A 26,721-nucleotide genomic window follows, 5' to 3' on the forward strand; every position below is an offset into this window, starting at 1 on the left:
GTGCGCGCTACTGCGGTCCCGACTGGTCTAGCTGCGCGATCAGCGTCGTCGGGGCGATCTGGCGGTAGGCGTCGTCGACGATCTCCTCGAGCTGGTCCCAGTCGACTCCCTCGACATCCAGATACACCCCCAGCCAGCCACGATGACCGACGTACGGCGGCCGGAAGAAGTGCTCCGGATCGTCCGCCACCAGCAACTCCTGGACACCCTCGGGAGCCGCGCACCAGAAACCCGTCCGGTCGTCGTGATGCTGGTCGGCGAACATCACGAACGTCTTCTTCCCGCGGATGAACCAGGTGGGCTCTCCATGACTCAGTCGCTCAGTTGTCTCCGGCAACCGGAGGCAGAGCTTCCGCAACTTGTCCAAACCATCCACCACGACCGCCCTGCCTCTCCGCTTCCGCCCGAGCCCGCCTCAGTCGTCTCACCCTCCCACCGGAAAGGAGCGCTCGTCTTGTCGAAACGGGAGCTGGTCTGCTCAGCGACGCGGGCCCGGGCTGACCACACCGACTCCTAGACGTAGACAACAGCCTGGGCTCGGTCCCGAAGACCCAGCTTGGTCAGGATCCGGCTCACATGGGTCTTCACTGTCTGCTCCGCGAGCACCAGGGTCGCGGCGATCTGCCGGTTGGACTGACCCCGCGCCATCAGCCGGATGACGTCGGGCGCCTTCGCGGCGGCGAGCTCCACCGCCTCGGAGCCGTTCGCGGCCTCGCCCACGACCTCGAGATCCGGTTGTCCGTCGAGGGTGCTCCTTGGTCTCAGTAAGTGAGATCGGGCCTAGAAATCTGCGTCCCGTCAGGCATCCAGCCACAGAGCGAAGGTCGCATCCCCCACCCCAGTACAGGTCCGCTGTGATCTAGCTCACAGTGACCACGGTCCGTGTCGAGGCGTTACACGGTCAGTGCCGGTGGGCGCAAGCGGCAGTGCCGCGCCCGACAGGAGGTTCGACAACATGCGCATTCGGAACCTGGCGGTGATCGCCACACTGATCCCGGTCCTGATGCTCGCGGGCTGCGGTAATGACGAGTCCGCCGATGTGGGCGCGTCGTCGCCAGGCGCCAAGAAGGCGTCCAAGCACGGCCTGGCCGACCCGGTCGCGAAGGGAGCGGCGGCCGACGAGAACGCCGGCCCCTCGGACGACCCCGTGGTCAACGCGTACTACAAGTACCGCGTCGCGTTCGACGTGATGATGCAGAGCGGCGGGCGATCGACCAAGCAACTGGTCGCGGTGATGACGCCGACCCTGTACAAGTCAATCAGCCAGCAAGCGAGGTACTACCGCTCCAAGAAGCTGCACAACACCGGTGACACGAAGGTGCTGTGGGCCAAGCGAACCCTCGGCGCCACCGGCGTGATCGTCCGTGCCTGCTACGACACCACCCAGGCCCGCACGGTGAACGCCGGCGGCAGGAGCGTCCTGCCGGCGACGACCCCAACCCGCTGGCTCGACGAGATGCGCGTCGAACTCGTCGAAGGCATCTGGGTGGTCGACGGCGGTCGCACCACACCGGAGAAGTGCTGAACCACACCCCCCTGAACGACTCCGGTTCGCTGCCCCTGGGCACACCTCGCGGACCGGAGCCAACTCACAGCGCGGAGAGCCCAGGCTCTCCGCGCTGTCGTTTCCCCACCCAGGCAAGGGTGCCGAGACTCCCGGCCACGACGCTCCGGCTCCCGACCAGCCCGGACCCCGTCGCGGATGGTTAGGCGTCCTGCCGCGGGATCACCGGGCACCCCCGGGGCTGTCAGGCGTGGCGGCTGGATTGGTGGAGGAGGGACTCGACGGCTTCCAGCAGAATCGGGTCGTCGGCGGGGCCGGACCACACGATGACGCGAGCCTTGTCGCCGAGCTTGGCTGCCACCAGTTCGCGCGCGGGAGTGGGATCGCCCTGATTCAGCAGGACGACGAGACGCCGCCCATCGCGTTGGAGCCGGTCCAGCAGCGGCGGCAAGGTGGACCCGCGGAACAAGCCCGGGTCGCTCTTCACCTTCGTCTCGATCATCACCCCGCGACCGCGAACCACCAGCAGGAAGTCCGCGCGATCCCGGGTGAACTCGCGATCGTGGTACACCCGGGCCTTCGGCCAGAGTCGCCGCAGGGCGAGATCCACCTCAGCGTCGTACCGGGTCGCCAGGCGGCTGACCCGGGAACTCGTTCCGCGCGGACGGAACGTCTCCGGCGTGCGGCGACCTCGTCGCCGGCGCCCCAGCAGGGGCCGTAACCATCGATACAGCGTGGTGTCGATCATCGGCGGACCCCCTGGACCTAGCCCGGCACTCACAGAAAGTCTGTCAGCACCGACTGTGACGAACCAGGCCAGGAAGGAGTCCACCGCTGATCGTGACACCATTGCGACGAACCCGCGAAACATCCGCCACCCAACAAGTTCCCACGGCCCCAGATTTCCATGAAGGCGGTCTGCGGATGAGTGGGCGACGTTGCCGAAGCCGGCGAACCGCCGGGCATGCGCGGGTAGCGGTTCAGGCGTTCTTGATCGCCGAGATCTCGATCTCGAGTGCGACCTTCTCGCTCACCAGCACACCGCCACCCTCGAGGGCCGCGTTCCAGCTGACGCCGAAGTCCTTCCGGTTCACCACGACCGCTCCTTCCAGACCGATCCGGGAGTTGCCGAACGGGTCGGTCGCCGCGCCGGTGAACTCGAAGTCGATGTCGACCGGCTTAGTGATGCCGCGGATGGTGAGGTCACCGGTCACCTTGAAGCTCTCGTCGCCCTGCGGCTCGATGGCCGTCGACACGAACGTGATCTCGGGGTGGTTGTCCATATCGAGGAAGTCATTGCTGCGCAGGTGGTCGTCGCGTTGCTTGTTCCGGGTCTCGATGCTCTTGGCCTGGATGGCGACCCGGCCGTTGGAGCTCGCCGGCTTCTCGCCATCGATGTGCAGCGTGCCTTCGAACTCGTCGAACCCGCCCCGCACCTTGGCCACCATCGCGTGCCGGGCGACGAAGCCCATCCGGCTGTGCGCCGCGTCGATGGTGTAGTCGCCGGTCAGTTCGGGATGTCCAGTGGTCATGCAGTCCGCCTCCTAAGTAGGTAGTTTAAGTTTACATCTTCTAACTTGTCAGACCGAGCGCTCTCCGTCCAGAGACGATTACGGGATGTCCGCCGATCGACCCAAGAAACCACCTGCCGCCGCAACAAGCGCCGGAGCCGCTCCGCTACGCCTCACGGTCCTGCCGTCCACCACATTCGCGTCCGTCAACGCCGCCCGCCCCAGCCCGGGCCGTCAAACACCTGACCCCACCCGCGACCGCCGCCCCGAGCCGCAGCAGGTCCACCGCGACAGCCACCGCCGACGACTACCGCGTTGTCGACTCCGTCTCGCTCCGACGCCCGACACAACTCCTTGCTTAATGCAACGAGTATTTCGGTTGCCAGCTAGCGGCCGGAGCGGGTTGGCTGTGGCAGCAGCCCGAGGAAGTCGGCTGTGCCAGTCGTCGACCGATCCGGAGGACCAGCCGTGCAGCCGCTCACTGCGGAGGAGATCCGAAGCTCATTCGTGAACTCGTCCAGGAGCCTGGTGAAGGCGATGACGCTCCCCCGCGACTTCGACTCCCTGCCCTGGGACAGCCTGGACTACCTCGGCTGGCGCGACCCGAAGGCCCCGGCCCGCGGCTACCTCGTCGTACGCCGGGACGACGGCGTGACCGGGATCGCCGTGAACACCGCGGCGACGGGCAAGCCCCGGCGCGGTACCGGGCTGTGCGACCTGTGCCATTCCGCACACCAGGTCACCGACGTGGCGTTGTTCGTCGCACGCAGAGCAGGCGCGGTCGGCAAGGCCGGGAACACCGTGGGCACCTACATCTGCGCGGATCTGGCGTGTTCGCTCTACCTGCGCGGCCTTCGCGACCTCGAGGTACCACAGGGCGAGACCGTTGCCGCGGAGGTCCGGGTCGAACGTCTCGGACAACGGCTTGAAACATTCGTCAGCCGGGTACTCGCCTAACCACGACCAGGACGACACAATCTCTCTGTCCGACTGGTCCGGAGAAACTAGTCTGATTGAGAAGGTCAGGGGCAGACCGCCAAGGGAGAACGAGGTCGCGATGTCGGAGTTCAGAATCACCCACGAGATCCACAAGGTCCACCCGGACATCCGCGAGCAACTCACCGCCACCACCATCGAGGCGATCAACGAGTCGAGTGCGCGGTCCGCCGAGGACGCCGCCCTCGTGCTGCGCAACAAACTGGGTGAGATCGGCGTACACATGAGCGAGGAGGCCTGCCTGTCGGCCATCGAGCGACTCCGATCCGGCAAAACCCTCCGCTTCGAAATAGAGCGCGAGGACGGCCAGTCCCACATAGAGGAGTGAGCCACCCCCACCCTCCGAACAACCCGGTACGCCGGACCGATCTCGCCGGCATGCGCGGACCTGAGCAGTCCGTCGCGCCGGGCGCCGAGTACTTCGTCGGTGTGGACCTCGCCTGGGGACAGCGAGGTACCACCGGCCTCGCGGTCCTCGACGACACCGGATCACTGCTGGACGTCACCACCCGGCAGACGGACGACGACATCCTCGGCTGGTTGCGTCCGTGGGCAGTCGGCCCGTGCTTCGTTGCGTTCGACGCGCCGATCATTGTGGTGAACCCGTCGGGTCACCGCCTCTGCGAACGCCTATCAGCCGCAACTTCGGCCGCTACGGCGCGTCCTGCCATGCCGCCAACACCGCGAACCCCAGCTTCACCAACGGCTCCCGAGCCCTCCGCCTGGCAGACGCCCTAGCCCTGGACGTGATCCCGACCTCCTCGAGACGAGCAGCCGAGGTCTACCCCCACCCCGCCCTCGTCACCTTCTTCGACCTGCCGAAAATCCTCACCTACAAACACAAACCAGGCCGGGACTTCCTCCACCTCCAGTCCGAACTACTCCGCCTGATCACTCTCCTGGACTCCCTCGCAGACGCCGCCCCACCCCTGCTCCTGAAGTCCAGCCCTGAATGGCAAGCCATCCGCTCGGCAGCCGAATCCGCCACCCGCAAGTCCCACCTGAAACGCCTCGAAGACGCCGTCGACTCAGTCGTCTGCGCCTACATAGCCCTCTACACCACCACCCACCCCACCAAAACCCGCCTCCTAGGCACCCCCACCACCGGCCAAATCCTCGTCCCCGTTACCCCCACCCAAGCCCACCAAATAGACCACCCCTAACCACATCCCAAACCATCGCCAGCAAGACTCCGCAAGCGAACCCAAGCAGCCAGCACCCCAGTCCCAGATGGTGAGCAGAGTCGAGCCATCGGAGGACCGCGAGCGGCGAGAAGACGATCAGCCGAGGCCAGTTACCGGAGTACAGCCGAGCAACAAGCAGACGATCGCGCGAGGCCAACCGCCGCAGCACAGCCGAGCCACAAGCAAGCGATCAGCAGCGCCCAGCCATCGGAGTACGGCGAGCGGCGATCAGCCGAAGCCAGCCACCGAGTGGAGGAGCCTGGCAGCCGTCAAGCGACGATCGGGCGATGACCCGAGGGCAGGGACCAGCGACCTGGGGCCGAGGGCGGCCGCGAAACCGTGACGACTTTGTGCGTCGCGTGAGTGCTCCAATCAGCGGGGAACGCTCAGGCCGTGCACAAGGTGCCGGTCCGCCGGCATCTGCCATCGACTTAGTGCACGGGGCGAGTAGTCGTGGGTTCTGTCGATGCACGAACGGTGCACAGAGTCGCGGCGCACCTGGGCACGGTCGAGTGGGTGCGGAGGGTGGCCGAGGTACGGCGGCGGTGCGGGCCGCACTCGAAGAGCTGGCCAGCCATAGCGGCAGACCCCGATGCGTGCCTGGCCGCCGGAGCCAAGGGCGAGCGGCGGGCAGGTGATGGGTGGAGGCCAGCCGCCGAGTGGCGGCGAATGGCGACCGTCGAGCGACGACCGGATGGTGACCCGGGGGCAGGCCGGCGACCTGGGGCCGAGGGCGGCCGCGAAACCGCGACGACTTTGTGCGTCGCTTGAGTGCTCCAATCGGCGGGGAACGCTCAGGCCGTGCACAAGGTGTCGGTCCGCCCGCATCTGCCATCGACTTAGTGCACGGGGCGAGTTGTGGGTTCCGTCGGTGCATGAACGGTGCACAGAGTCGCGGCGCACCTGGGCACGGTCGAGTGGGTGCGGAGGGCGGCCGAGCTACGGCGGCGGGTGGAGGCGCGCTGGAAGGAGGTCGGCAGCCGGTGGGAGCGGACGCGGCTGGGGCTAGGTGCACGGGCCGGAGCAGGCGCGCCGGAAAGAGGTGGCCAGGCGGTGGGAGCGGACCGCGCTGGGAAGGGGTGGGCTGGTAGTGGTTTGGCAAGCAGGTAGAGCCGAGGTCGGGCGTCGGGGTGGGGGTGGGAGAGGCGGGGGGTGCGGTTAGGGGTGGGGGGTGGGTGGGCGGAGGTTGGTGGCGGTTAGGAGGGAGAGGAGGGTGATGTTGGCGGGGGCTAGGGCTTCGGGGCCGCCTTGTTGGCGGTCTATTACGCAGAGGGCGGAGTGGATGGTGGCGTCCAGGGTGCGGAGGTCGTTGGTTGACTGGAGGATTTGGCCGCCTTTGGTGACCACGTCTTCGACGATCAGGACTCGGCGACCCGTGACGTCGGCTCCTTCGGCCAGGCGGCGGGTGCCGTAGGGCTTGGGGTGTTTGCGGACGAAGGCGCACGGGAGGCCGGTGTGGCGGCTGAGGGCCGTGACTACGGGAATGCCGCCCATCTCCAGGCCGGCCAGGACCTCCGTGTCCGTCGGGACCAGGGGTGCCATCGCCTCGGCGATCGCGTCGAGGAGGACCGGGTCGGACTCGAAGCGGTACTTGTCGAAGTACTCGTTCGTGGTGATGCCCGAGCGGAGTACGAACTCACCGGTCAGATGCGAGGTTTGATAGATCCGCTGCGCCAACTCGTCGAGGTCCACGCCCGCACCTTAACCACCGGCCGACCAGCCGGTTGCACCTAGCACCTAATCCCCGCCGCAAGCGGACACCTCCTCACGGCAGCCCGACACCTCCCAGGCAAGCGACCCCCAGCAGCCCGGCACCTCCCGGCAAGCCGATAACCTCCCCGGCGGACCGACGCCTCAGCCGGCTTTGCGTTCGTCGGAGGACGGGAGCAGGTGGGGCGGCAGCATCCGGACGAAATCCTCGACCGCGACGATCGGTACGCCGAGCTCGCGAGCCGCCCGCGCCTTCACCGACAAGCTGTCCACATCGGCAGCGACCAGGAACGTCGTGTCGGGCAGCACCGCTTCCTGCGGGAGGAACCCGGCAGCCACCGCCCGGCCCCACCACACCTCTCGCCGCTCGACCATGTCCCCCGTGAACACCATCGTGCTCCCCCGGGGAAACGCTCGCGCACCAGGTCGCGCCGGTACGACGTATCGCCCGTTGCTGGCTCGGAGCAGAGCATCATCGACGTCGGAAGCGCGATACCCGAGCATCACCGCCACCCGGTCCAGGTCGTTGCGCTCGTCGGCGCTGACCTCGAAACCCTCGGTCCACAAGGCATCCGCGAGATCCGCCACGTACACCCGATGCAACTCGTCAACCTGCGAACGGCTCAACCCCAGATCGGTCGCGACGTGCACGAGCTGATCCGCGCCCTCCTGGTTGATTTCGCGATCGGCCAAGATCATGTCGAGCAAGGCGAGGTACGAGTCGGCCTGCGGGGGCTCCGGGACGCGTGGCAACTGGTCGACCAGACGACTCATCCATCCGTGCCGACCACCCGCGTGCACCGGCCGCACGGTAGGCGTGAACTCCCCACCGGGTATCGAGGGCCACCTCAGCCGGCGGACCTCGTCGTACGCCCATTGCCAGGGCGGCGGTGAGGGGAAAGCGCGCAGATAATGACTGAAGAGTTGGGCGGTCGCGCGAGTATCCGCAAGTGCCGAATGCCAGCCCTCGATCGAGATGCCGGCCGCGGAGCAACACGCGCCGAGGGTGCGCTTGGCGCCCGGATACAGATAGCCCGCGAGCGCCATCGTGCACATCGACCGCTCGGTGATCAGCGGTACCGCGAAGCCGAGGCGGGCGAACTCCGCGCGGAGGAAGCCGAGGTCGAACTCGACGTTGTGCCCGACAACCATCCGGCCGGCGAGCAACTCTCCCAACTCGCGCGCGACGTCGGCGAACTCGGGCGCGGCGAGCACGTCCGCGGTCAGAATCCCGTGGATATGTTGAGGTCCGAGGTCGCGCTGCGGATTCAGCAGCGTCACCCACTCGCGCTCAACCTGACCGTGCGCGTCGAGCAGCACGACGGCGATCTCGATCACCCGATGCCGGTGCCCGGGCAGCAGGCCGGTGGTCTCGGTGTCGATGACGGCATACATCCCCGGCGCCTCCTCCAGCTCGAATTCCACCTGCCTCAACCCAATCACACCCCACCGACACTTTGCGTCGACCGCCCGAACTGGGGCCACTGACAGGCCCCCGGACAGGCGCCAACACAGGGGCCGACAGCCACATCTGCACACGTTGCCGCACGAAACGAAATGCCACTCGCAATTCGTTGTAACGAACGCATTGGAACGATCGATAGGCCAGATGCGTGGGGGGAACGCCGGACGGCGGCCGCGCATCACACGAATGCGCCGCAACGCGCGCCTAGGGGGAATCACTGATGAGTCAGTCATCGGCAGCTTCGTCCTGGCCAGACCGCTCGTCTGGTTCGCCATGACCAACAGCGCACTGAATGCGTACGGCGTTCGCTCGGTGCCCGCCGAGAACGTCTGCGCAGCTCACAACGGAGTGACATGCAACTGACTATCGACACAAGTCTCAGGCCAAGGCTTCTGGAGTTCGTCACGGACTCCGAGGCAGTGGAGGATCTCGCGAGCTACTACCACGAGGGACCGCCCGGTACGGGGTACAGCGGGCGGTGGTTCGAGCGGATCGGGACGCCCGCGGACCAGGAGCGCGACCGGAACAGGCTGACGGCTGATGACATCGTTGCCATATCAGCCTTGGGGATCCGGTTGCCGATCACGGTGTCGAGCCGGCTGCTGGGTGAGGACGCTGCCGAGATCTCCGAACTGCTGACGGAGATCCCTGCCGATGTGGACCTCTGGGACGCCTCCAGGTCTGACCTCGGTCCGCGGTCGGCAGCCGGCCGGCTGTTCCAGCGGTTCCGGGCGATGGCGTGGAACGGCGGAGAGCACGGCACGTCCGGAGTCACCGCGAGCAAGCTGCTGGCTCGCAAACGGCCTCTGCTGATCCCGATCTACGACCGCCAGGTGAGGACTCTGGTCGGCCTGAGCAACGGCGCGAACTGGTGGGTGTCCTTGAACGCCGCGCTGACCCAGGAGCTCCGGGAGCACCTCGAGGTGCTGCACCAGGAAGCCGGCCTCGAACCGATCATCACCCCGCTGCGCACGCTGGACGTGGTCCTGTGGATGCACGCCCGCCGACACGCGGCCGCAGCCCGGGCTTCCTGACCAAGGCCCCGTACGCCGGGGGGAGGCGTACGGCGCAGGGGACCTTTCGCTGGCCGGGGGGCGTCAGCGCGAGGAACCTGCCCACCGGCGGGACGTCAGCCCGACGGACGTCCCGCCGGTGGCTTCTCAGCTTCGAGGACGTCCCGCGTGGTTCCGCGAGTGGATCGTCAGGTTGGGGCGACGGCCGGCTCGTCTGCCGGCGGGATGTCGACGGCGATCTCCTCGCCGAGGGTGGCGCCGCCGGCCAGGTCCAGGTCGTCGCCGCTCCAGAACCGGCCCGGGTCGTACCAGTTGGGGCGCCGCCCGGGCGGCAGCAGGCCCATCTCCTCGTACGTCACGGCGACCACCTCCGCGCAGTACGCGGTCTCCAGCTCCAGGTCGCGTTCGCCGCTGCGGAACTTGGGGATCCGCCCGCGCAACCACCGCGACGCCAGCCGGGCGGTGGATGGGAACGGCGTACCGTCCAGGCGCGCCACGGTCCGCAGTACTGCGTCCTCGGTTTCGCGGGTGATCGGGTACTCGAGCTGGCGCAACCACGCGCGCTGACCGTACCGCCGGGACCAGACGAGCACCGCGTCGCGCAGGTCATGCAGCTGTACGCCGCGGTGGTGGCTCCCGGTCCACACGTCCGGCAGGGAACGACCGAGCTCGGCGTGCCACATCAGCGGCGGCAGATCCTCGATCACGATCGCCATGCCGACGTGGTTGATCGGGCTGTTCGTGGTCAGCTGGATCGCGCGATCGGCCGCGCTCTCTCCGCGGAACAGCCAAATGTCACCTGTTCGTGTCAGTTCCGTAGCGTCATCCAGTGAAATCCGTGTCTCCACATAGTTAGGTTAGTGACATGAAGGCATGGAAGGTCGTAGGACTGGCTGGGATCGTCGGAGTCGCCGCCACCGGCGTCGTGATCGCGCGGGGCGAGCGCAAGCGCCGCGCCTACACCCCCGAGGAGGTCCGCGACCGTCTCAAGACCCGCGTCAAGGAAGCTGCCAGCGCGTAGCAGTGCCCTGTACTGCGGGGCGCCGGCTCAGGCCGGCGCCCTGATAAGGCACGCAGCGCTAAAGGTTGTGTAGGGCAACATCTTTCAGGCGGCCGGACTCGATCACGGCCGTCTGGTAGGTGCAGTGCGGCTGGCGCCGGCGATCTGTCGGTGAACCCGGGTTGAGCAGGCGAAGACCGCGCGGCGTCGTCGTGTCCCACGGGATGTGGCTGTGTCCGAAGACGAGCAGATCCAGGCCTGGGTAGGACTTCTCGCACCGCTCTTCGCGACCTTTCGCCTGACCTGTCTCGTGCACGACGGCCACGGACAGCCCGTCCAACGTGACCCGGGCGACCTCCGGCAGGCGCTCCCGGAGTACGGGACCGTCGTTGTTGCCCCAGCAGCCGATCAGTCGCTGGGCGCGATCCTCCAACTCGTCGAGCAGTCCGACATTCACCCAGTCGCCGGCGTGGATCACCACGTCGGCGTCGTCGATCGCCTCCCACACCGCGGCGGGAAGCTTCTTCGCGCGTAATGGCAGATGGGTGTCCGAGATCAGCACGAGCCGCATGGCTCCCACTCTGCCAGACACCCTCGCCAGAGGTTCAGCCGTTCAGCGCCGCGATCAACTCCCGTTCGCGTTGTGGGCTGAGGCCCGCCTTGCGCTCGCGGTCGAGACCGAGTTCGCGCTCCCAGGCCAGCGTGTCCGCCACGAACGACGCCCGCGAGCGATGCTTCAGCCCCGCCGCGATCGCCACCTGACCGCTACGGTTCGACCAGCCCTCGTACCCAGGCTCGGTCAGCCACATCGCCAGTGAGTCGGGCCCCATGTACTGCTCGACCTTCTGCTCCTCCAACCACTCCCGCGGCGCGAGCACGACCGGCCCGGTGTGCCCGCCGACCGACCGGATCAGGTCGATCCACTCGCCGAACGGCACCACCGGGCCAACGGTGTCGAAGGTCCCGGTCGTGCCCTTCTCGGCGCAGTCCAGCAGCCAGGACGCGAGATCCCGTACGTCGATCACCGACGTCGCCTGCTCGGGTGTGTCCGGGACCAGGAGCGGCTCCTCAGGCGCTCGCGCGGCACGGGCGACCCACGCCCCGGCCCGGTCGCTCTTGTCCCCCGGTCCGCCGATCAGGCCGGCCCGCGCGATCACCAGGCGATCCCCCACGGCCTCCAGGGATGCCTGCTCCGAGGCGACCTTGGCCTCGCCGTACAGCTCGCGATCGACGACGTCCTGATCGGTCGGCGCCCGCAGGGCCGCGGACTCGTCGGCGCCAGGGGTGTCGAACTTCTCGTACGCGTTGCCGGAGGACACGTACGTCCAGTGCTTCGCCTGAGCGCCGAAGGCCTCCAGCGCGGCCTGGACGAACCCCGGCTGCCACGACACCTCGAACACGGCGTCCCACTCCTGCTCCGGTACGCCGTCGTACGCGTCCGGGCGGCTGCGGTCGGCGGTGATGAGGGTCGCTCCGTCGGCCACGGCACCGCTCTCACCACGGGCCAGACAGGTGACAGCGTGCCCACGAGCCAGCGCCTGGGTGGCGATCTCGCGCCCCAGGAAAGCGGTTCCACCAAGAATCAGAATGTCCACCAGGACAGCAAATCAGGCGCCCCGGACAAAACCCACGATCTCTGCCCAGGGCAGACAGCCGGACACGCTTCGTCGCCTCTGATCTGCACCGAGTCAACCGTCCCGGCAAACCCTTGCGGTGGGCACCTATCAGGCGCAATGTCAGCAGCAGGAGGACCAACTAGCAAGGGGGAGAAATGGCTGCATTCGTTCAGATCATCGAGTATCGGACCTCCAAGCCGGACGAGGTCGCCGCGCTCACCGAGGAGTTCCGCAAGGCCCGTGAGGCCGCGGGTGGCGGCGAGGCGCCGGTCCGGGCGACGACCGGGCAGGACCGGGACGACCCCGGTCGCTACCTGAGCATCGTGGAGTTCGCGTCGTACGAGGCGGCGATGGAGAACTCGAACCGCGCCGACACCACAGAGTTCGCGCAGAAGATGATGGCGCTCTGCGACGGCGAGCCCAAGTTCCACAACCTCGACGTCACCCAGTCGATGGAGTACACGCGCTAGGACGCAGGAGGCTGGCTGAGGACAGCGGCTCGGAGTACTGCGAGAGCGGGCCGGGCGCCGGAGGGAATTCGGCGCGCCGGCCCGCTTGGGTCAGACCAGGTCCGCGGCGCCGGATCCGGTCGTGGTCTTGTTTCCGTGAGCCGAACCGTCTGGACCGCGGTCGGGGCCTTCGGACTCGTTGTCGTCTGGTTCGGGAGCCGCGTGCAACTCCGGCCAGGGTTGGGGAGGTCCCAGAGCCGTTCACCCGGCAGCGGGCGGTCCGGCCCGGGATCGGAGTCGGGGACGGGTTCGCTGGTTACGCGCAAACCGGCGAACCGGCGCGACATGGCTGCGGCATAGCGGTCGGCCAGGTCGGCCTCCGCCCGGTAGTCCGCGACGACGAGGTCCCCGAACCACACTCGAACGCGGCGACGATGCGGTCCTGCCGGATCGCCGGACATCAGTGCACCCTGCGCCCGGATCGTGGGCCCGGACCCGCCGCCAAGTCACCTGTCGGAGTTCCCATCAGCGACCTCGAAAACCTGCAGTTCTCGTCAATCACTTCCACTTCCCTGTGGGATGGGTTCACTCGTAGTGACGGCCCACTCACCCACTCATGACGCGATTCCACAGAACATTTTTCGAACCCTCCGGAGAGCGCACGTTCTCCCGACGTGATGCCGTCAGTGAGTCCGCCGCAGTCCCGACATCCGCCGGCTCGAGAGTGACCGCCTTACGTACGCACCCACGGTCGCCAGGTGTCGAGATCCGGCGCGTCGAGCGTCGTACCGGAGTCGAAGTACTGCGTACCCACTCCTGGCAGGTGGGCTGCCACCAGGATCTCGAGGTTTTCTGTCAACAACATCGGAACTTCCGGTCGCGCCTCGACCAACGTGTCGAAGATCAGCCGTGCCTCCCGATGGAGCACGGTCTCGGGCTTGTATCGGATGCCGATCTCGATCCCACAAGCATCGATCGCCTGAACCTCATCAGCCTCCGGCTCCGGCGACACATGGCCGTTGCGCTGAACCACAACTCCAAGCCATCCATCGTCCGCCTTCGCTCGGCCACGCAGACCGACCTCCTCACCAACGGCCTGCCCGGCGACCTGCTCGAACCCCAGCAGGTCTGTCAGCCATCCGGCGACCACCGCTGGAGGCTCGTCCACGTTCAAAAACACATTGTCGACGGTCGACATCAAGACTCCTTCGTGTAGGTCACCAGCCGCCCATCGCCCGGCAGCCACTCAGGCTCGACGGGCAGGCGGCAGCACTCATTCCGCCTGAATCGTCAACTGCAGACCCATGGTTGCCAGTGGGGCTGGTCCGGTGCATCGAGGGTCGTCTTGGAGTCGAAGTAGTGAGTACCGGCTCCTGGCAGGTGAGCCGCGACGAGGATGGTCAGGTTGTGGGACAAGAGCATGGCGATATCCGGCCGTGCCGTGACCAGTGCATCGAAGACCAAGCGCGCCTCCTGCTGCTGCACCACCTCGTCCTTGGCGCTGTACCAGATATCGATCTGAACTGAGTACGGATCGATGGCCTGCACCTCGTCAGGCTCTGGATCCGACTCTGCATGCCAGTTTCTGTGCACCAGGAAGCCGAGCCAGCCGTCCTCGATCGTGGCGGCACGGCCGCGCAAGCCGACCTCATCCGGAATGTCTGACGGCTCAGGTATCGGCTCGAGGCGGAGCACTTCCGCCAACCAGTCGCCTACCTGCACGACCGACTCGTCGGTCGCGAGAAAGAGGCTGTCGTCGTCGGCCATCAGTTCTCCTTCGAATAGGTGACCAGTCGTCCGTCACCGAGGATGACGTGCACCCGTGGGGAAACACTTGCATGGGGTTGCCCGCATGCCCTGCGGAAGGCCCGGTGGGCAGCCGCCTCCGTCAGACCGACCTGGCGGCCGTCGATGAGCACTTCTCCGGCAACCGAACGCACCTGACCACTGCCTTGGGTCATATTCCGCTTGATCGCGTTGGGAGAGGCGCTGACCAGCGTCCTGAACTCGACGACTACGCCACCGTCAGCCCTGTTCTTCCGCACCATGACATCTGGACTCTTGAGCCTCTGGACCGTGTGATTCGCCACTCTGGCGTCGACTCGCCAGCCCTCCGCTTCGAGCCGTTCAGCCACCGCGAGTTCCTTGGCACTGAACGACCGGGACGGATCATGAACGCCAGGTGCGAAGTTCTCACCGAGTGGTCGCGGATGAAATGCAGGGTCGAAGTCCGGAGCTTCGTCGAGGGCGGCATCGATCTCTGGAACGACGATCACAGTCGACTGCTGAGTGTCTTTCCAAGTGCGTACAAGCGCAGGCAGTTCGATGTCAATCACAGGGGGCTCGGGTGCGATGGGGTCTTTTGCGTAGGTGTAGTTCGCGGTGACGCGGTCCGGGGTGATGGTGACGTGGGCTTCGGACCATTGTTGGCGGGAATCGGCGGCCATCGACTTCAGCAGCTCGGCGACCGCCGGACCGAGGTCGACCTGGATCTCGTACTGCGACTCCTCGGGCGGATCCTGCTCCGTGATCTCGAGGTCGCCTGATTCCGCGACTACGATCTCCAGTTCGATCGGCTCGGGTTCCTCGTACTGCTCTTCGGCCTTCTGTTGCTTCTTGCGGAGCTTCTCGAAGGCCTTGCGAGCCACCTGGATCAGTGGGGGTTCGTTGCCCTCGGCAGGTTCCGAAGGTTTGAAGGGCAGGGAGAGCCTCTGGACACGGCCGAAGACATCCCGCTCGGCAATGTCCCCCGACCCGCCGGTCGCCTTGTTTCGGTCCGCCGACCGGGCGTCCGGCTGGTCGCTGGAGCGTGACGCACCGACCAGGCGTTCGGCCCAAGCACGTGCCTTCGGGGGCGCCATCGACAGATAGTGCGCGGCCTGCTCACACGAACGGGCGGCCGCGTCCAGTTGTTGGGCGGCGACCGTGGCCCGGCCATGAGAAGCGGCCATGGCGAGGGCGGCGTTCTCCCTGCAGCGGTCGGCTGTGCGTTGGAGGTGGGCTACCACCTGCGGGACCTCGTCGAGACACTCCACGAGGCCGCGAGCGACTCGCTGCAGGTCGGAGGGCATCTGCTCAGATCTGGTCGGCGTAGCTCTTGCAGCCGGCCGAGGCGATCTCCAGGGCCTCCGCGGCCTGTTCGACCGCCTTGCCGGCGGCGTCGAGGATCTCGGAGATGTCGCGGTCCACCCCGGTCGCAGTACCGGCGATCAGGCTCTCCACCTGGGCGCTGTGCTGGATGAAACGAAGCTTGAAGCCGGCCAGGCCGCCCGCTGCCTGCTTGGCCTCCGCGGAGACCTGGTGCAGCTGTTCCTTGAGCCGCTGTACGTCGGACACTTACTGCCTCTTCCTGAAAGTCACTTCTACTGGTTGCGCTTCTTCGGCAGCACGATCGCCGTACCGGAGACTGCTGCCGGTACCAGGATCGCCAGCCACCAGGGCAGGCCTGCTGCCATCACGATGAAGACCACGGCTGCCCCGCCCCAGCCCCACCACCGAGCAGCAGGCAGACGCGGTAGCCCCAGCACCCGCGACGCGGCGAGCAGTGTGACCGCGGCGATCGCGGCAGCCTCCGCGGCGACCACGAGGGAGCCCCTGAACGCCCAGACCACCAGGAGCCCGACCAGCACCTCGGCGGCGCTGATCGTACGGCGTCTGCGGCGCTCCTGATCCGCCCGGGCATTCGTCCGGACCTCCTCCAGCTTGTCGACGGTGTCCTCGAGCTGCTTGGTGAGCTTGGCCGCGGCGGCCTCCATGTCCGTCATACCGCGCATTTCCGGCAGCGGGATGGTGGTCCGCTTGCCCTCTGGCGGCAGCCCGGCACGCTGCAAGCTGGCAGCGGCCGCCTCGGCGAGCGCGTTGAGCCGGGTCTCCAGCTTGCGGCCGCGCTCGGCCATCGCGTCCGCCTCTGCCATTGCAGTGGCTTCCGCCTTCGACCGGTTCGCGGTCAGTCTGTCCTGGGCCTGCTGGGCGTCCGCCCGCGCGCCCGCCACCTGTCGCAGGGCCCGCGCGTAGTCAGCCCACTCCTGCTGTTCGGTCTTCATCGGCGTACCAGCTCCAGCAGGCGGTCGACCTCGTCGAACCGCAGTGGCGCGAACGGTACGACGACCTGCGCCTCGGGGTGCAGCCCGTCCCACAGCAGCGCGCGGTGCGGCTCGGAGGCCCACCTGATCAGCGAGCCGGCCACCGCGCGGACCCCGTCCTGCGGGTGGCGCAGGAACAGGTGGGTGGCGACGTTCGCCCGGTTGAAGCCGAGCTGGTCGGTGCAGACGTGCAGCCGATTCCACCAGCCGAAGGTGACGAGCCCCTGGGCCGGTCCCCCACGAACGATGTCCTGCAGCGCGTTCGCGGGGCTCTCGAAAAACCCGTCGGCGTGCAGCTGCATCTTGGGCACGCCGTGGAAGCCGAAACCCAGCAGGTACGTCGTACCGCCGACATGGCCGTCTCGCACCGCGTCCCGCAGCGAGAACAACCGAGGCACGATATCGCCGTGCTTGTCGATGGTCTCGACCTCACACCCGAGCTCCTCCAACGTCTGGATCAGCGCACCCTTGCCCTCAGCAACCACCGGCGCCGAGTCGGTCCCGTCCATGAAGATGAACCGTGGCGGCACGGCGGCCGCCGCGGCTGCGGAGACGGCGAGTCCCGTCAACACCCCGAGTGCATCCGCCGGACCATCACCGAGGACCAGTACTCCGGCGCCGGGCTCGGGCCGCACCTCCACGGCGACGGGTTCCTCCGTCACCGCGATCGGCAACCCGGTCCACGGACGCCCCAGCTCGGGTCGAACCGCCGCGGCCGTGTCGGTCATCCGGGCCGGCTCTGCCAGGTGGAACACCCGCGGCGGGTGCGTAGTACCGGATTTCTCCCAGAGTTCGCGGCGGAGATCGTCCAGGACGACCTTGTCCGCGAAGCTCACCAGGACGTGCTGGTTGTCGTCGGGTGAGCCGAAGTTCGCGTTCAGCACGGCCTCGCCGCGGAACTGGAGCTCGGCGGCGGCGGTGTTCCCGGTCCGCAGGATCGCCTGCGAGTCGGCCGGCGTCGTCTTCAGCGCGATCCGGTACGGCACCTGCCCGAAGATCGAGTCGCGCCGGGTGGACAGCCGCTTCACACCCTCGATCGTCTGCGTCGCCAGCACCACGTGGACGCCGTACGCGCGGCCCAGCCGGACCAGCCGCTCCAGCAACCGGGCCGCCTCGTCGGCAAGCTCGTCGTCGTCCTCCAGTAGCACCTGGAACTCGTCCAGTACTGCGAGGATGCGCGGCGGGCGGTCCTCGCTCGGGGGCAGCTCGGCGATGTCCGCGACGTTGCCGTGCGACTTGAAGATCTCGCTGCGCCGGGCCAGCTCGTCCGACAGATGGCGGAGCACTGCGAGGCCGAACGCCCGGTCGCTGTGGATCCCGAGGACCTGCACCTGCGGCAGCCAATGCTCACGCTCCTTGGCCGGCCCGAGTGAGGAGAACTCGACACCGTGCTTGAAGTCCAGCAGATACATCTCGAGATCCGCCGGGGCATGGCGCGCGGCCAGTCCGTGGATCAGCACGAGCAGCAAGTTCGACTTGCCCTGGCCGACCGCGCCACCCACGAGGACATGGGGAAGAGCCGGATTGCCGCTGCGCAGGCGGACCAGCGCGGGGGTGCGGTCGTCGTACCCGATGACCGTGCTGAGCTCGTCGGTGACCGGTTGCCACCAGGTGTGGCGCTCCGGCAGGGTGCGGTTGAACTCGATCGTCGGCAGTACCGCGATCTCGGCGAGCTCGGCAATGACGTCACAGATGCCGGCGGCAACGTTCGCGTCGAAGGCCGGGTCGAGCTTGGCCGGCACGTTCGGCAGCTGCGACAGCTCGACCTTCTCGTTGATGATGGCAACGGGATCGAGGAGGTCGAGCAACTGCCGCGCGTCGACCTCGTGCTCGGAGGTGCTGCTCGGGTCGTGGTGGACGAGGAAGCAGATGCCCCGATCGGCACCCGTCGCCGCCAGCCGGACGAGGTCGCGCTGGGCCAGGTTGTCGATCCCGGCCGGGTAGTCGAACAGCACGACCAACCGGTACGGATCGGTCACCCGCCCGCTCTCGCGGACCAGGTCCTCGAACCGCTCGTGGCCCAACTGTGCTTGCCTGCTGGCACGCATCGAAGACACGTCCACCAGCCCGGACAGCACCGTGTGCAACTGATCCGCGGTGTGCGTTGCCCTCGGCACCAATTGCGGGTACTTCGTGGTCAGGTGACCCAGCAGCCCCATCATGCCGGTCAGCCGCGGGTCGAACGCGTCGATGCGCAGCCGGAACGGCTCGGCCGAGGCGACCAGCCGCAACGCCACGCTCTGCAGCAATCGCCGCGCGGCCTCGTGGCGATCCGCCGTCACCTTCCACCCGTTGGTGCGCAGCAGCGGCGCCACCACCGGAGTACCGGTGTCCAGCTCGCCGACCCGCACGTACGACGGGGTGCCGGCGCCGACTAGTTGCCGCGAACGCCAGCGGGCGTCGTTGGGCGGGATCGATGCCAGCCCGGGTGCCAAACGGTCGGCAGCCAGCCGGGACGCGGGCTCCGCGGTGGCGAGTGCCTCTGCGGTCGCGGCCTCGACCAGACCGCGCGACTCCCGCCGTGCGGCGACCGTCTCGGCCTGCATCTGTCGATGCAACTGCACCGCGCGCTGGTGCTCGCCCCGGGTGTGCTGACGGGCGTTCTCGAGAAGTTCCCCGAGCGCGAACTGCAGGCCGCGGATCCGTGCTTCCAGAACTTCTGGAGAAACCGGTCCGGGCACACCTCCCCCGTCAGGCGTCTCCGTCACGAGCACCGTCCTTCCACCTTTGCCCCGCGACCCAGCAAATGCCTTCGCCAACCATGTCACACCAACAGTCCCGGGCGTCACTTCAGACATCAGAAGTCTCACCTGCCGATCCGTCAGTCGGGGGCCACGATCTCGAGTTCGTAGCCGTCCTGGTTATGCAGGAAAGCGGCGTAATGCTGGGGGCCGCCGGCGTACGGATGACGATCGGCGAACAGCAGTGTCCAGCCGTGGTTCGCTGCCTCGGCAACGATCGCGTCGACCTCGGCCCGGCCGGCGGCGTTCAGCGCCAGGTGGTTCATGCCGGGCCGGAGCCTGTCGTGGGTGGTCGCGGACAAGGCCGGGCTCTGCTCGACGACGATGTACGAGCTGTCGATACCCGAGGTGAAGATGAATCCGCCGGGCCAGCCGTCCCCGTCCTTCCAGCCCAGCCGGCGCAGGATCCAGCCCCAGTCGTTCAGCGCCCGGGAGAGGTCCGGGACCCAGATCTCGATGTGGTGCACAGCGGCGGCCATCGGAGCATTATCGGTGCTCGTCGAACCGGCTCGACACCGCCACCGCGACCAGCCCCGAAATCACCAGCCAGGCCAGCGCCGCGATCAGCCACGGCCACCACTGCCGGCCGGACGCGGCGACGGCGACGGCCTTGCCGAAAAGGCCGCCCGCCGGGGCAAAGACCAGCACCACGAGAACGCGGGCGATCGTGGTCTCCTTGGTCATTCCTTCATTGTCCGAGGCGATCGCCGCCACCGCAGCGACGTGGGCGTTTCGCGGGTTCGCTTGAATGTCGCTTGTTTGTCGGAGGGGGGCGCTAACGTCTGCGGTGACAGTCGAGCAGGCTGTAGTGATAGTCGAGCAGGCAGTGATAGTCGAGCAGGGGGAATGGTGAGCGCGACCCGGATCGAGACCACGGCCTACGGCGCGGCCGCCCTGGAGCGACTCCAGGACGTCGTGGCGGGGCTGAAGAGCGACGACCCGATGAAGCCGGTCACGCTGCTGCTGCCGAACAACCTGGCCGGTGTCGCCGCCCGTCGTTTCCTGGCCCAGTCCGGAATCGCCGGACTTTTCCTCGCCACGTTGCCACGGCTGGCCGAGCAGCTCGCCGCCGGTCTGCTCGCGCCGCGCCGCCCGGCCACCCGCCCGATCGTGGCCGCCACCTGGCGTACTGCGCTGTCGAAGGCGCCGGGGATCTTCACGGACGTGGCGGAGCATCCATCCACCATTCAAGCGCTTGCAGCGGCCCATCGGGAGCTGCGCGATCTCAGCGCCACCGCGCTCGACAAAGTCGCCGCCGCCTCAACCCTCGGCCCTGACCTGGTCCGGTTGCACCGCCACGTCACCGGCGATCTGACGCCCGAGTGGTACGACGAGACCGATCTTCTGGTGGCTGCGTCAACTCGCTGCCGCGAGGATCGCTCGGCGGTCGCGGAGCTCGGCGCGCTGGTGCTCTACCTTCCGCAGGAGTTGACCCAGGCTGAGGCGCGATTCGTCGAGGCACTGGGGGATGCAGCCGCCGATCTGACGGTGATCGTCGGGCTGACCGATGTCCGGCGGGCCGATCGCGCCGTGCGGCGGTCCCTGGAGCGGATCGGGATCGACCTGCCGACGTCCATCGCGAAGAACTACCCGGTCGCGACCGAAGTACTGAACGCGTCGGATGCCGATGACGAGGTTCGTTGTGTCGTGCGTGATGTCGTCAAGTCGCTGGAGCGCACGCCTGCCCACCGGATCGCGGTGCTCTACGCGGCGGCCACGCCCTACGCGCGGCTGCTGCACGAGCACCTGTCCGCGGCCCGGATCGAGGTCAACGGGCCGGGCACCCGTCCTGTGCACGAGCGCGCGCTCGCCCGGACGTTGCTGGAGGTGCTCGCGCTGGTCGACCACGATCTGCCGCGTGGCGATCTGTTCCGGGCGCTCGCGAACGCGCCGACGCGCGACTTCACCGGTGAACGCATTCCTGTACCGCAGTGGGAGCGGTTGTCCCGCGTGGCCGGGGTGGTGCGCGGTGACGACTGGGACGAGCGGTTGTCGCGCTATGTGGAGTCCGAGCGCCGTACTGCGGAGCAGGAGCAGGTCGCCGAGGATCCCCGGCCGGCCGTGGTCCGCCGAGCGCAGTACAACGCGGGCAATGCGGAGCGACTGCACTCCTTTGCCGTCGAGCTCCGTCGGCGTCTGCATGGTGCTTCTGAACTCGGGACCTGGGCGGAGGTGGCTCAGGCAGTGCTCGGGCTCTTCCAGGCTCTGCTGGACGTGTCTTCACTGCCCGTCGAGGAGCAGTACGCCGCGGTCGCCGTCGAGGGGTCGCTGCGAGGGCTGTCCACGCTGGATGAGCTCGGGACGCCGGCCAGCCTGTCCGTGCTGCGAGATGTCCTCGACCTGGAGTTGCAGCAGTCGCTTCCCCGCGTCGGGACGTTCGGCACCGGAGTACTGGTGGCTCCGCTGTCCGCGAGCATCGGACTGTCCGTCGACACCGTCTTCGTGGTCGGGCTGTCGGAGGACCTCTATCCCGGTCGCGTGCACGAGGACGCGCTGCTCCCTCACCGAGTCCGGGAGGCGGCCGCGCCGGAGTTGGCGTCGTTCCGGGACCGGCTCGACGAGAAGCAGCGACACCTGCTCGCGGCCTTCTCCGCCGGATCGTCGCGGGTGGTCGCGTCGTTCCCCCGCGGGGACCTCCGCCGCTCGAGCCGCCGCCTGCCCACGCGCTGGCTGCTCGGCACCTTGCGCTCGCTGACCGGCGACCACGCGCTCGCTGCCACTGAGTGGGACCAGGCCGAGTACGGCGACCGCATGCTCACGTCGGCTTCCTACGCGGGGTCGTTGACTACGGCAACCATGCCCGCGACCGAGCAGGACTGGCAGGTCCGCGCTGCGACCGCCGGTCTCTCGCTAGGGGATGGTGTGGTCGATCAGGCCCGGATCCTGCTGCGTGCAAGGGCATCGGACGAGTTCACCCGCTTCGACGGGAACCTGTCGGGCGTGTCGGGTCTGCCCGACTACGCGCTGGAGGATCGGGTTGCCTCACCGACTTCGCTGGAGTCGTATGCGTCCTGCCCGCACGCGTACTTCGTCGAGCGGTTGCTGCAGGTGGAGCCGCTGGAGGCTCCCGAGGACCTGCTGGTGATCTCGCCGCTGCAAGTGGGGAACCTGATCCACAACAGCCTCGACGCCTTCGTCAGCCGGCTGGCGAGTTCGCTGCCCGGCTACGGCGAGCCGTGGTCGGAGGAGCAGCGTTCGTTGCTGGTCACGATCGGGGCGGACCTCGCTGAACGCTTCGAGGCGGAGGGGCTGACCGGGCATCCGCGGTTGTGGCAGCGCGAGCGGTTGCGGATCCTCGGGGACCTGCTGGTGCTGCTCGCCGACGACGAGCGGTGGCGGGCCCAGCATGACGCCTCGGTGGTGGCGAGCGAGTTGCGGTTCGGGTTCGACGGCGAGCCGCCGGTGGAGATCCCGGTGCCCTCGGGGCGCGTGTTGCTGCGCGGATCGGCGGACAAGGTCGACCTCGGCAAGGACGGCACGATCTACGTCACCGATGTGAAAACCGGGGGTTTCTCCCGGTACGAGGCGATCGAGTCGGATCCGGTGGCCGCCGGGACCAAGCTGCAGTTGCCGGTCTACGCGTACGCCGCACGCGCCCGGCTGGGAGATCCGGAGACCCCGGTCGAAGCGTCGTACTGGTTCGTGCGCAAGGGCGGGCGGCGGATCCCGGTGCCGCTGACCCCCGAAGTGGCCGCGCGGTACGTGGACACGCTCGACGTGATCGTGTCGTCGATCGCGGCGGGGTACTTCCCGGCCAAGGCGCCCGAAATCCCTGACTTCCTGTGGGTGCAGTGTCCGTACTGCAACCCGGACGCGATCGGGCACAGCGAGGTCCGGGCCCGGTGGGAACGGAAGCGGAACGACCCGACGTTGGAGCGGTTGGTGCGGCTGATCGATCCGAGTGCCCTGCCTGCGTTCGAAGAGGTGGCTCTCGATGACTGAACTTCTGGACGAGAACGCGCGCGAGCAGATCCGGTCGGACACGGCGTCCACGCTCTTCGTGGAGGCCGGCGCGGGCTCCGGGAAGACGCACGCGTTGGTCGATCGCGTGACCACTCTGGTACTGCGGGACGGGATCCCGCTGCGGGAGATCGCGGCGGTGACGTTCACCGAGAAGGCTGGTGCGGAGCTCCGGGATCGGCTGCGGGTGGAGTTCGAGAAGGCCCGGAACGGTGAATTCCGGCCGTTGGCGGACGAGGCGCTTGATGACCTGGACTCGGCTTCGATCGGGACACTGCACTCCTTTGCGCAGCAACTCCTGCTCGCTCACCCGATCGACGCCGGGCTGCCGCCGCTGATCGACGTGCTGGACGAGGTCGGGTCGTCGGTCGCGTTCGAGGAGCGGTGGTCCGAGCTGCAGCAGCAGTTGCTGGACGACGACTCGATCGCGGAGCCGTTGCTGCTGGCAATGGCCGTCGGGGTGGAGCTGAAACACCTGCGCTCCCTGGCCCGGTTGTTCGGCAACGACTGGGACTTGATCGGCGATCGCGTGCTGGTGGATCCGCCCGAGCTGGTGGCGATGCCCGATCTGACCGGGTTGATCGCGGCGGCGGCACAGATCGGTGCGACCGTGGAGCACTGCCGCGACGGCGAGGACCGGATGCTGGCGAAGGTGCAGCAGATCCGTGAGCTCGGGCTGATGCTCGACGCCGCCACGGACCAGGAGACGCAGCTCGCGATCCTGCAGAGCCTGCGAGCGCTGAAGATCGGCAAGGTCGGGCGCAAGGAGAACTGGCCGGACGTCGCCAAGGTCCGCAGCGACTCCGCCGAGGTGGTCGAGGTCGCCGGGTCGCTGGTCGAGCTGCTGCTGGATGCTTGCCTGCGGCATCTGTCGCACTGGATCGCGGAGCGGGTGCTGGAGTCTGCCGAGCTGCGGCGGGCCGAGGGGCGGCTCGAATTCCACGATCTGCTCGTGCTGGCGCGTGACCTGCTGCGGCGGGATGCCCCGGTGCGGTCGGCGCTGCAGGAGCGGTACCAGCGGTTGCTGCTGGACGAGTTCCAGGACACGGACCCGATCCAGATCGAGCTGGCCGTGCGGATCGCGGGCGGCGCCGAGGCCGACGCACCGGACTGGCGAGACGTCGAGGTGCCGGATGGGCGGCTCTTCGTCGTGGGCGACCCGAAGCAGTCGATCTACCGGTTCCGTCGGGCGAACATCGCCACCTACCTGACGGCTCAGGAACTCCTCGGCGAGACGGTCACGCTGACCACGAACTTCCGGACTGTGCCGCCGGTCCTCGACTGGATCAACACGGTCTTCGCCCAGCTGATCACGCCGGAGCCCGCAGCTCAGCCGATGTACCACGCGCTGACGCCGCATCGCGTTTCATCGCCGACCTTGTCCCTGGCGCCAGCGGGTGGTGACGGGTCGCCTGCTATGCCTGCTACCGACGACCCCGTCGACGCGGCTCCGGTGACTGGCGACCAGCTGTCACTTCTCGGGGACCCCGACGACGCGGATGATCTGACGGATCTCGCCGCTGTGATCCCGCTCAGGCGTCATCTCTCCGTGGTACCGGCACCGGACGCTGCCTCCGCCGATGCCTCGGCAGAAGCGGACGCCAGCGGCGCCACCCTGGCCGCGGCTGCCCCGGGGTCGGGCGGGGCCGGCCCTGCTGTGGTGGTCTTGGGGGCGGAGCCTCACGACGACCTGCCCCGCGCGCAGGCGTCCGTCCTCCGCGAGCGAGAAGCAGCCGACGTCGCCGCCGTCATCGACCAGGCTCTGGGCGACGGCTGGCTGATCTACGACGAGAAGGCCGAGACCTGGCGACCAGCCGGCGCGGGCGACATCGCAGTACTGGTTCCCGCTCGCACGTCGCTGCCGTTCCTCGAGGAGGCGCTCGACCGCGCGGACATCCCGTACCGCGCAGAGGCCAGTTCGCTCGTCTACCAGACCGCCGAGGTTCGCGACCTGCTGGCCTGCGCCCGCGCACTGGGCGATCCCAGCGACCAACTCGCCCTCGTCACAGCCCTCCGCTCCCCGCTGTTCGGTTGCGGCGACGACGACCTCTTCACCTGGAAGCGCTCCGGCGGCTCGTTCACCCTGACAGCGCCCGTCGCCGACTCCCTACTCACCCACCCGGTCGGCGAGGCGATGGAGTGGCTGCGCCGCACGTACTACGCGTCGCGTTGGATGACGCCGAGCGAAGTACTCGCGAAGATCGTCGCTGATCGCCGGATGCTCGAGGTTGCCGCCACTGGACCGCGTGCTCGTGATGCGTGGCGCCGGGTGCGGTTCGTCGTGGATCAGGCACGCGCTTGGTCGGAGGTAGAGCACGGCGGCCTGCGGTCGTACCTCGCCTGGGCCGCTCACCAAGGCGAGGAGGCGTCGCGCGTCGCCGAGGCAGTACTCCCCGAGACCGACGCGGATGCCGTCCGGGTGATGACGATCCACGCGGCCAAGGGCCTCGAGTTCCCGATCGTGATCCTCTCGGGCATGACCGCCGCGCCGAACCACCAGCGCGGAGTACAGGTGTTGTGGCCGCCCGACGGCGGGTACGCGGTCAAGCTGAAGAAGTCCGTCCAGACCGAGGACTTCGACCTGGTCCAGCCGGTCGACGAGCAGATGGACGACTACGAGCGCCGTCGCCTGCTGTACGTCGCCGCAACGCGGGCCCGGGATCACCTGGTGGTCTCGCTCCACCGCTCCGGCAACCGCCGCCACTCGAGCAACGCGGAACTCTTCGCCTCCGCGGGTGGCGTCGACGCGGCCAACGCCGTCCTCTTCACCAGCCCGGCGGTCGAACCGCGGACCAGCGCGGCGCAGTCCCCAGGCTCCGAGGTCGCACCTCCCGTCAACCGGGCGGAGTGGACCGCGCGGGTCACCGAGGCGCGGCAGGCCAGCCGCCGGAAATCCGCGCAGAGCGCCTCCGGCCTCGAAGGAACCGGCCCGGACGTCGCCCTCGAAGGAGCGGATCCGGGTATCGCCAAGGCGGCCCGCGACGTCGAGCTACCTCCGTGGTCGAAGGGCCGCTACGGAACCGCCATCGGCCGAGCCGTCCACGGCGTACTGCAAGTGGTCGACCTCGCCACCGGCGCCGGCCTCGACGCAGCCGTCTCGTCGCAGTGCATGGCCGAGGGAATCGTCGAGTACGCCGATGTCGTGACGGCGCTCGTCCGGTCAGCCCTAGCCTCCGACGTCGTCCAACGAGCAGCCGCCCGCGAATACTGGCGCGAGTCGTACGTCGGCACCCTGCAACCCGACGGCACAATCCTCGAAGGCTTCGTCGACCTGATCTACCGCGAGGACGACGGCACACTCGTCATCGTCGACTACAAGACCGACGCGATCCCCGCCTCGGCCCTCGACGCCCGAGTCGCCTACTACGCCCCCCAACTCCAGTCCTACGCGGCCATGATCCCCAACACCGGCCGCCCCGTCCTCCTCTTCCTGGCCCCCACGATCGCCCACGCCCACACCCTCTGACGCCGACGAAATTGGGTTGCTCGG

27 protein-coding genes are annotated in these 26,721 nt (G+C 68.0%); 10 read left to right on the forward strand and 17 right to left on the reverse strand.

The window, feature by feature from the left end:
* Positions 1–7: 7 nt before the first annotated feature.
* Both ACFPJ1_RS01860 and ACFPJ1_RS01865 read right to left on the reverse strand, forming a co-directional pair.
* Positions 8–376 carry an MmcQ/YjbR family DNA-binding protein gene (locus tag ACFPJ1_RS01860; protein ID WP_380101004.1) on the reverse strand — a complete coding sequence of 123 codons (369 nt, stop codon included), beginning with the start codon at positions 374–376 and terminating at the stop codon, positions 8–10.
* Positions 377–513: 137 nt separating this feature from the next.
* The gene (locus tag ACFPJ1_RS01865) at positions 514–720 is read right to left on the reverse strand and encodes a response regulator transcription factor (protein WP_380101005.1); all 207 of its coding nucleotides are present in this window, start codon (positions 718–720) and stop codon (positions 514–516) included.
* A gap of 235 nt (positions 721–955) precedes the next feature.
* On the opposite strand from ACFPJ1_RS01865, the gene ACFPJ1_RS01870 reads away from it, so the two are divergent.
* A complete protein-coding gene (locus ACFPJ1_RS01870; RefSeq protein ID WP_380101006.1) occupies positions 956–1,525 on the forward strand; it encodes a hypothetical protein in 570 nt (189 codons plus the stop codon).
* A gap of 223 nt (positions 1,526–1,748) precedes the next feature.
* On the opposite strand, the gene ACFPJ1_RS01875 is transcribed toward ACFPJ1_RS01870, so the two are convergent.
* On the reverse strand, positions 1,749–2,252 hold the full coding sequence (locus ACFPJ1_RS01875; RefSeq protein ID WP_380101007.1) for a hypothetical protein: 504 nt from the start codon (positions 2,250–2,252) through the stop codon (positions 1,749–1,751).
* Between the two features lie 232 nt (positions 2,253–2,484).
* Positions 2,485–3,036 carry a YceI family protein gene (locus ACFPJ1_RS01880; protein WP_380101008.1) on the reverse strand — a complete coding sequence of 184 codons (552 nt, stop codon included), beginning with the start codon at positions 3,034–3,036 and terminating at the stop codon, positions 2,485–2,487.
* Positions 3,037–3,483: 447 nt separating this feature from the next.
* Here ACFPJ1_RS01880 and ACFPJ1_RS01885 point away from each other — a divergent pair, with 447 nt between their 5' ends.
* The 4 genes from ACFPJ1_RS01885 to ACFPJ1_RS01900 all read left to right on the forward strand — a co-directional run bounded on the left by ACFPJ1_RS01885 (position 3,484) and on the right by ACFPJ1_RS01900 (position 5,174).
* Complete coding sequence (locus ACFPJ1_RS01885; protein WP_380101009.1) at positions 3,484–3,972, forward strand: FBP domain-containing protein; 489 nt, start codon at positions 3,484–3,486, stop codon at positions 3,970–3,972.
* A gap of 100 nt (positions 3,973–4,072) precedes the next feature.
* On the forward strand, positions 4,073–4,339 hold the full coding sequence (locus tag ACFPJ1_RS01890) for a hypothetical protein (protein ID WP_380101010.1): 267 nt from the start codon (positions 4,073–4,075) through the stop codon (positions 4,337–4,339).
* Positions 4,336–4,749, forward strand: a complete 414-nt coding sequence (locus ACFPJ1_RS01895; RefSeq protein ID WP_380101154.1) for a hypothetical protein — start codon at positions 4,336–4,338, stop codon at positions 4,747–4,749. Before ACFPJ1_RS01890 ends, ACFPJ1_RS01895 begins: the two co-directional genes overlap by 4 nt.
* On the forward strand, positions 4,644–5,174 hold the full coding sequence (locus tag ACFPJ1_RS01900; protein ID WP_380101151.1) for a DUF429 domain-containing protein: 531 nt from the start codon (positions 4,644–4,646) through the stop codon (positions 5,172–5,174). Before ACFPJ1_RS01895 ends, ACFPJ1_RS01900 begins: the two co-directional genes overlap by 106 nt.
* A 1,179-nt stretch (positions 5,175–6,353) precedes the next feature.
* On the opposite strand, the gene pyrE is transcribed toward ACFPJ1_RS01900, so the two are convergent.
* Both pyrE and ACFPJ1_RS01910 read right to left on the reverse strand, forming a co-directional pair.
* Positions 6,354–6,887, reverse strand: a complete 534-nt coding sequence (gene pyrE, locus ACFPJ1_RS01905) for an orotate phosphoribosyltransferase (RefSeq protein WP_380101011.1) — start codon at positions 6,885–6,887, stop codon at positions 6,354–6,356.
* Between the two features lie 162 nt (positions 6,888–7,049).
* Positions 7,050–8,330 carry an exonuclease domain-containing protein gene (locus ACFPJ1_RS01910; RefSeq protein WP_380101012.1) on the reverse strand — a complete coding sequence of 427 codons (1,281 nt, stop codon included), beginning with the start codon at positions 8,328–8,330 and terminating at the stop codon, positions 7,050–7,052.
* A gap of 393 nt (positions 8,331–8,723) precedes the next feature.
* Between ACFPJ1_RS01910 and ACFPJ1_RS01915 the strand changes: the two genes are divergently transcribed.
* Positions 8,724–9,404 (forward strand): DUF6308 family protein, encoded by a 681-nt coding sequence (locus ACFPJ1_RS01915; RefSeq protein ID WP_380101013.1) that lies wholly within the window; start codon positions 8,724–8,726, stop codon positions 9,402–9,404.
* A gap of 167 nt (positions 9,405–9,571) precedes the next feature.
* Here the strand turns inward: ACFPJ1_RS01915 and ACFPJ1_RS01920 are convergent, their stop codons facing one another.
* Positions 9,572–10,231: a hypothetical protein gene (locus ACFPJ1_RS01920; RefSeq protein WP_380101014.1), complete on the reverse strand. Its 660-nt coding sequence runs from the start codon at positions 10,229–10,231 to the stop codon at positions 9,572–9,574.
* A 17-nt stretch (positions 10,232–10,248) separates the two neighbouring features.
* Between ACFPJ1_RS01920 and ACFPJ1_RS01925 the strand changes: the two genes are divergently transcribed.
* A complete protein-coding gene (locus ACFPJ1_RS01925; RefSeq protein ID WP_185445019.1) occupies positions 10,249–10,404 on the forward strand; it encodes a hypothetical protein in 156 nt (51 codons plus the stop codon).
* A 58-nt stretch (positions 10,405–10,462) separates the two neighbouring features.
* Here ACFPJ1_RS01925 and ACFPJ1_RS01930 read toward each other — a convergent pair whose 3' ends face one another.
* Positions 10,463–10,954, reverse strand: a complete 492-nt coding sequence (locus tag ACFPJ1_RS01930) for a metallophosphoesterase family protein (protein ID WP_380101015.1) — start codon at positions 10,952–10,954, stop codon at positions 10,463–10,465.
* 34 nt (positions 10,955–10,988) lie between these two features.
* Entirely contained in the window at positions 10,989–11,978 is a 990-nt protein-coding gene (locus ACFPJ1_RS01935) for an NAD-dependent epimerase/dehydratase family protein (RefSeq protein WP_380101016.1), read from the reverse strand.
* Between the two features lie 176 nt (positions 11,979–12,154).
* Here ACFPJ1_RS01935 and ACFPJ1_RS01940 point away from each other — a divergent pair, with 176 nt between their 5' ends.
* Positions 12,155–12,469, forward strand: coding sequence for an antibiotic biosynthesis monooxygenase family protein (locus ACFPJ1_RS01940; RefSeq protein WP_380101017.1), 315 nt, complete (start codon positions 12,155–12,157; stop codon positions 12,467–12,469).
* A 712-nt stretch (positions 12,470–13,181) separates the two neighbouring features.
* Here ACFPJ1_RS01940 and ACFPJ1_RS01945 read toward each other — a convergent pair.
* The 8 genes from ACFPJ1_RS01945 to ACFPJ1_RS01980 form a co-directional block, all read right to left on the reverse strand.
* Positions 13,182–13,646, reverse strand: a complete 465-nt coding sequence (locus tag ACFPJ1_RS01945; protein ID WP_380101018.1) for a hypothetical protein — start codon at positions 13,644–13,646, stop codon at positions 13,182–13,184.
* A gap of 92 nt (positions 13,647–13,738) precedes the next feature.
* Positions 13,739–14,215 (reverse strand): hypothetical protein, encoded by a 477-nt coding sequence (locus tag ACFPJ1_RS01950; protein WP_380101019.1) that lies wholly within the window; start codon positions 14,213–14,215, stop codon positions 13,739–13,741.
* Complete coding sequence (locus ACFPJ1_RS01955) at positions 14,215–15,519, reverse strand: hypothetical protein (RefSeq protein WP_380101020.1); 1,305 nt, start codon at positions 15,517–15,519, stop codon at positions 14,215–14,217. Before ACFPJ1_RS01955 ends, ACFPJ1_RS01950 begins: the two co-directional genes overlap by 1 nt.
* A 4-nt stretch (positions 15,520–15,523) precedes the next feature.
* A complete protein-coding gene (locus ACFPJ1_RS01960; protein WP_164592782.1) occupies positions 15,524–15,784 on the reverse strand; it encodes a hypothetical protein in 261 nt (86 codons plus the stop codon).
* A 26-nt stretch (positions 15,785–15,810) separates the two neighbouring features.
* Positions 15,811–16,491 carry a hypothetical protein gene (locus ACFPJ1_RS01965; protein ID WP_380101021.1) on the reverse strand — a complete coding sequence of 227 codons (681 nt, stop codon included), beginning with the start codon at positions 16,489–16,491 and terminating at the stop codon, positions 15,811–15,813.
* Positions 16,488–19,238 (reverse strand): FtsK/SpoIIIE domain-containing protein, encoded by a 2,751-nt coding sequence (locus tag ACFPJ1_RS01970; protein ID WP_380101022.1) that lies wholly within the window; start codon positions 19,236–19,238, stop codon positions 16,488–16,490. The genes ACFPJ1_RS01965 and ACFPJ1_RS01970 overlap by 4 nt, the downstream gene beginning before the upstream one ends.
* Before the next feature lie 113 nt (positions 19,239–19,351).
* Positions 19,352–19,750: a VOC family protein gene (locus ACFPJ1_RS01975; RefSeq protein WP_380101023.1), complete on the reverse strand. Its 399-nt coding sequence runs from the start codon at positions 19,748–19,750 to the stop codon at positions 19,352–19,354.
* 7 nt (positions 19,751–19,757) lie between these two features.
* Positions 19,758–19,955 carry a hypothetical protein gene (locus ACFPJ1_RS01980; RefSeq protein WP_380101024.1) on the reverse strand — a complete coding sequence of 66 codons (198 nt, stop codon included), beginning with the start codon at positions 19,953–19,955 and terminating at the stop codon, positions 19,758–19,760.
* A 162-nt stretch (positions 19,956–20,117) separates the two neighbouring features.
* On the opposite strand from ACFPJ1_RS01980, the gene ACFPJ1_RS01985 reads away from it, so the two are divergent.
* On the forward strand, positions 20,118–23,213 hold the full coding sequence (locus ACFPJ1_RS01985; RefSeq protein WP_380101025.1) for a PD-(D/E)XK nuclease family protein: 3,096 nt from the start codon (positions 20,118–20,120) through the stop codon (positions 23,211–23,213).
* Entirely contained in the window at positions 23,206–26,697 is a 3,492-nt protein-coding gene (locus ACFPJ1_RS01990; RefSeq protein WP_380101026.1) for a UvrD-helicase domain-containing protein, read from the forward strand. The genes ACFPJ1_RS01985 and ACFPJ1_RS01990 overlap by 8 nt, the downstream gene beginning before the upstream one ends.
* The last annotated feature ends 24 nt before the right edge of the window (positions 26,698–26,721 follow it).

This window comes from Kribbella qitaiheensis (assembly GCF_042657745.1).
Classification (GTDB): Bacteria; Actinomycetota; Actinomycetes; order Propionibacteriales; family Kribbellaceae; genus Kribbella; species Kribbella qitaiheensis.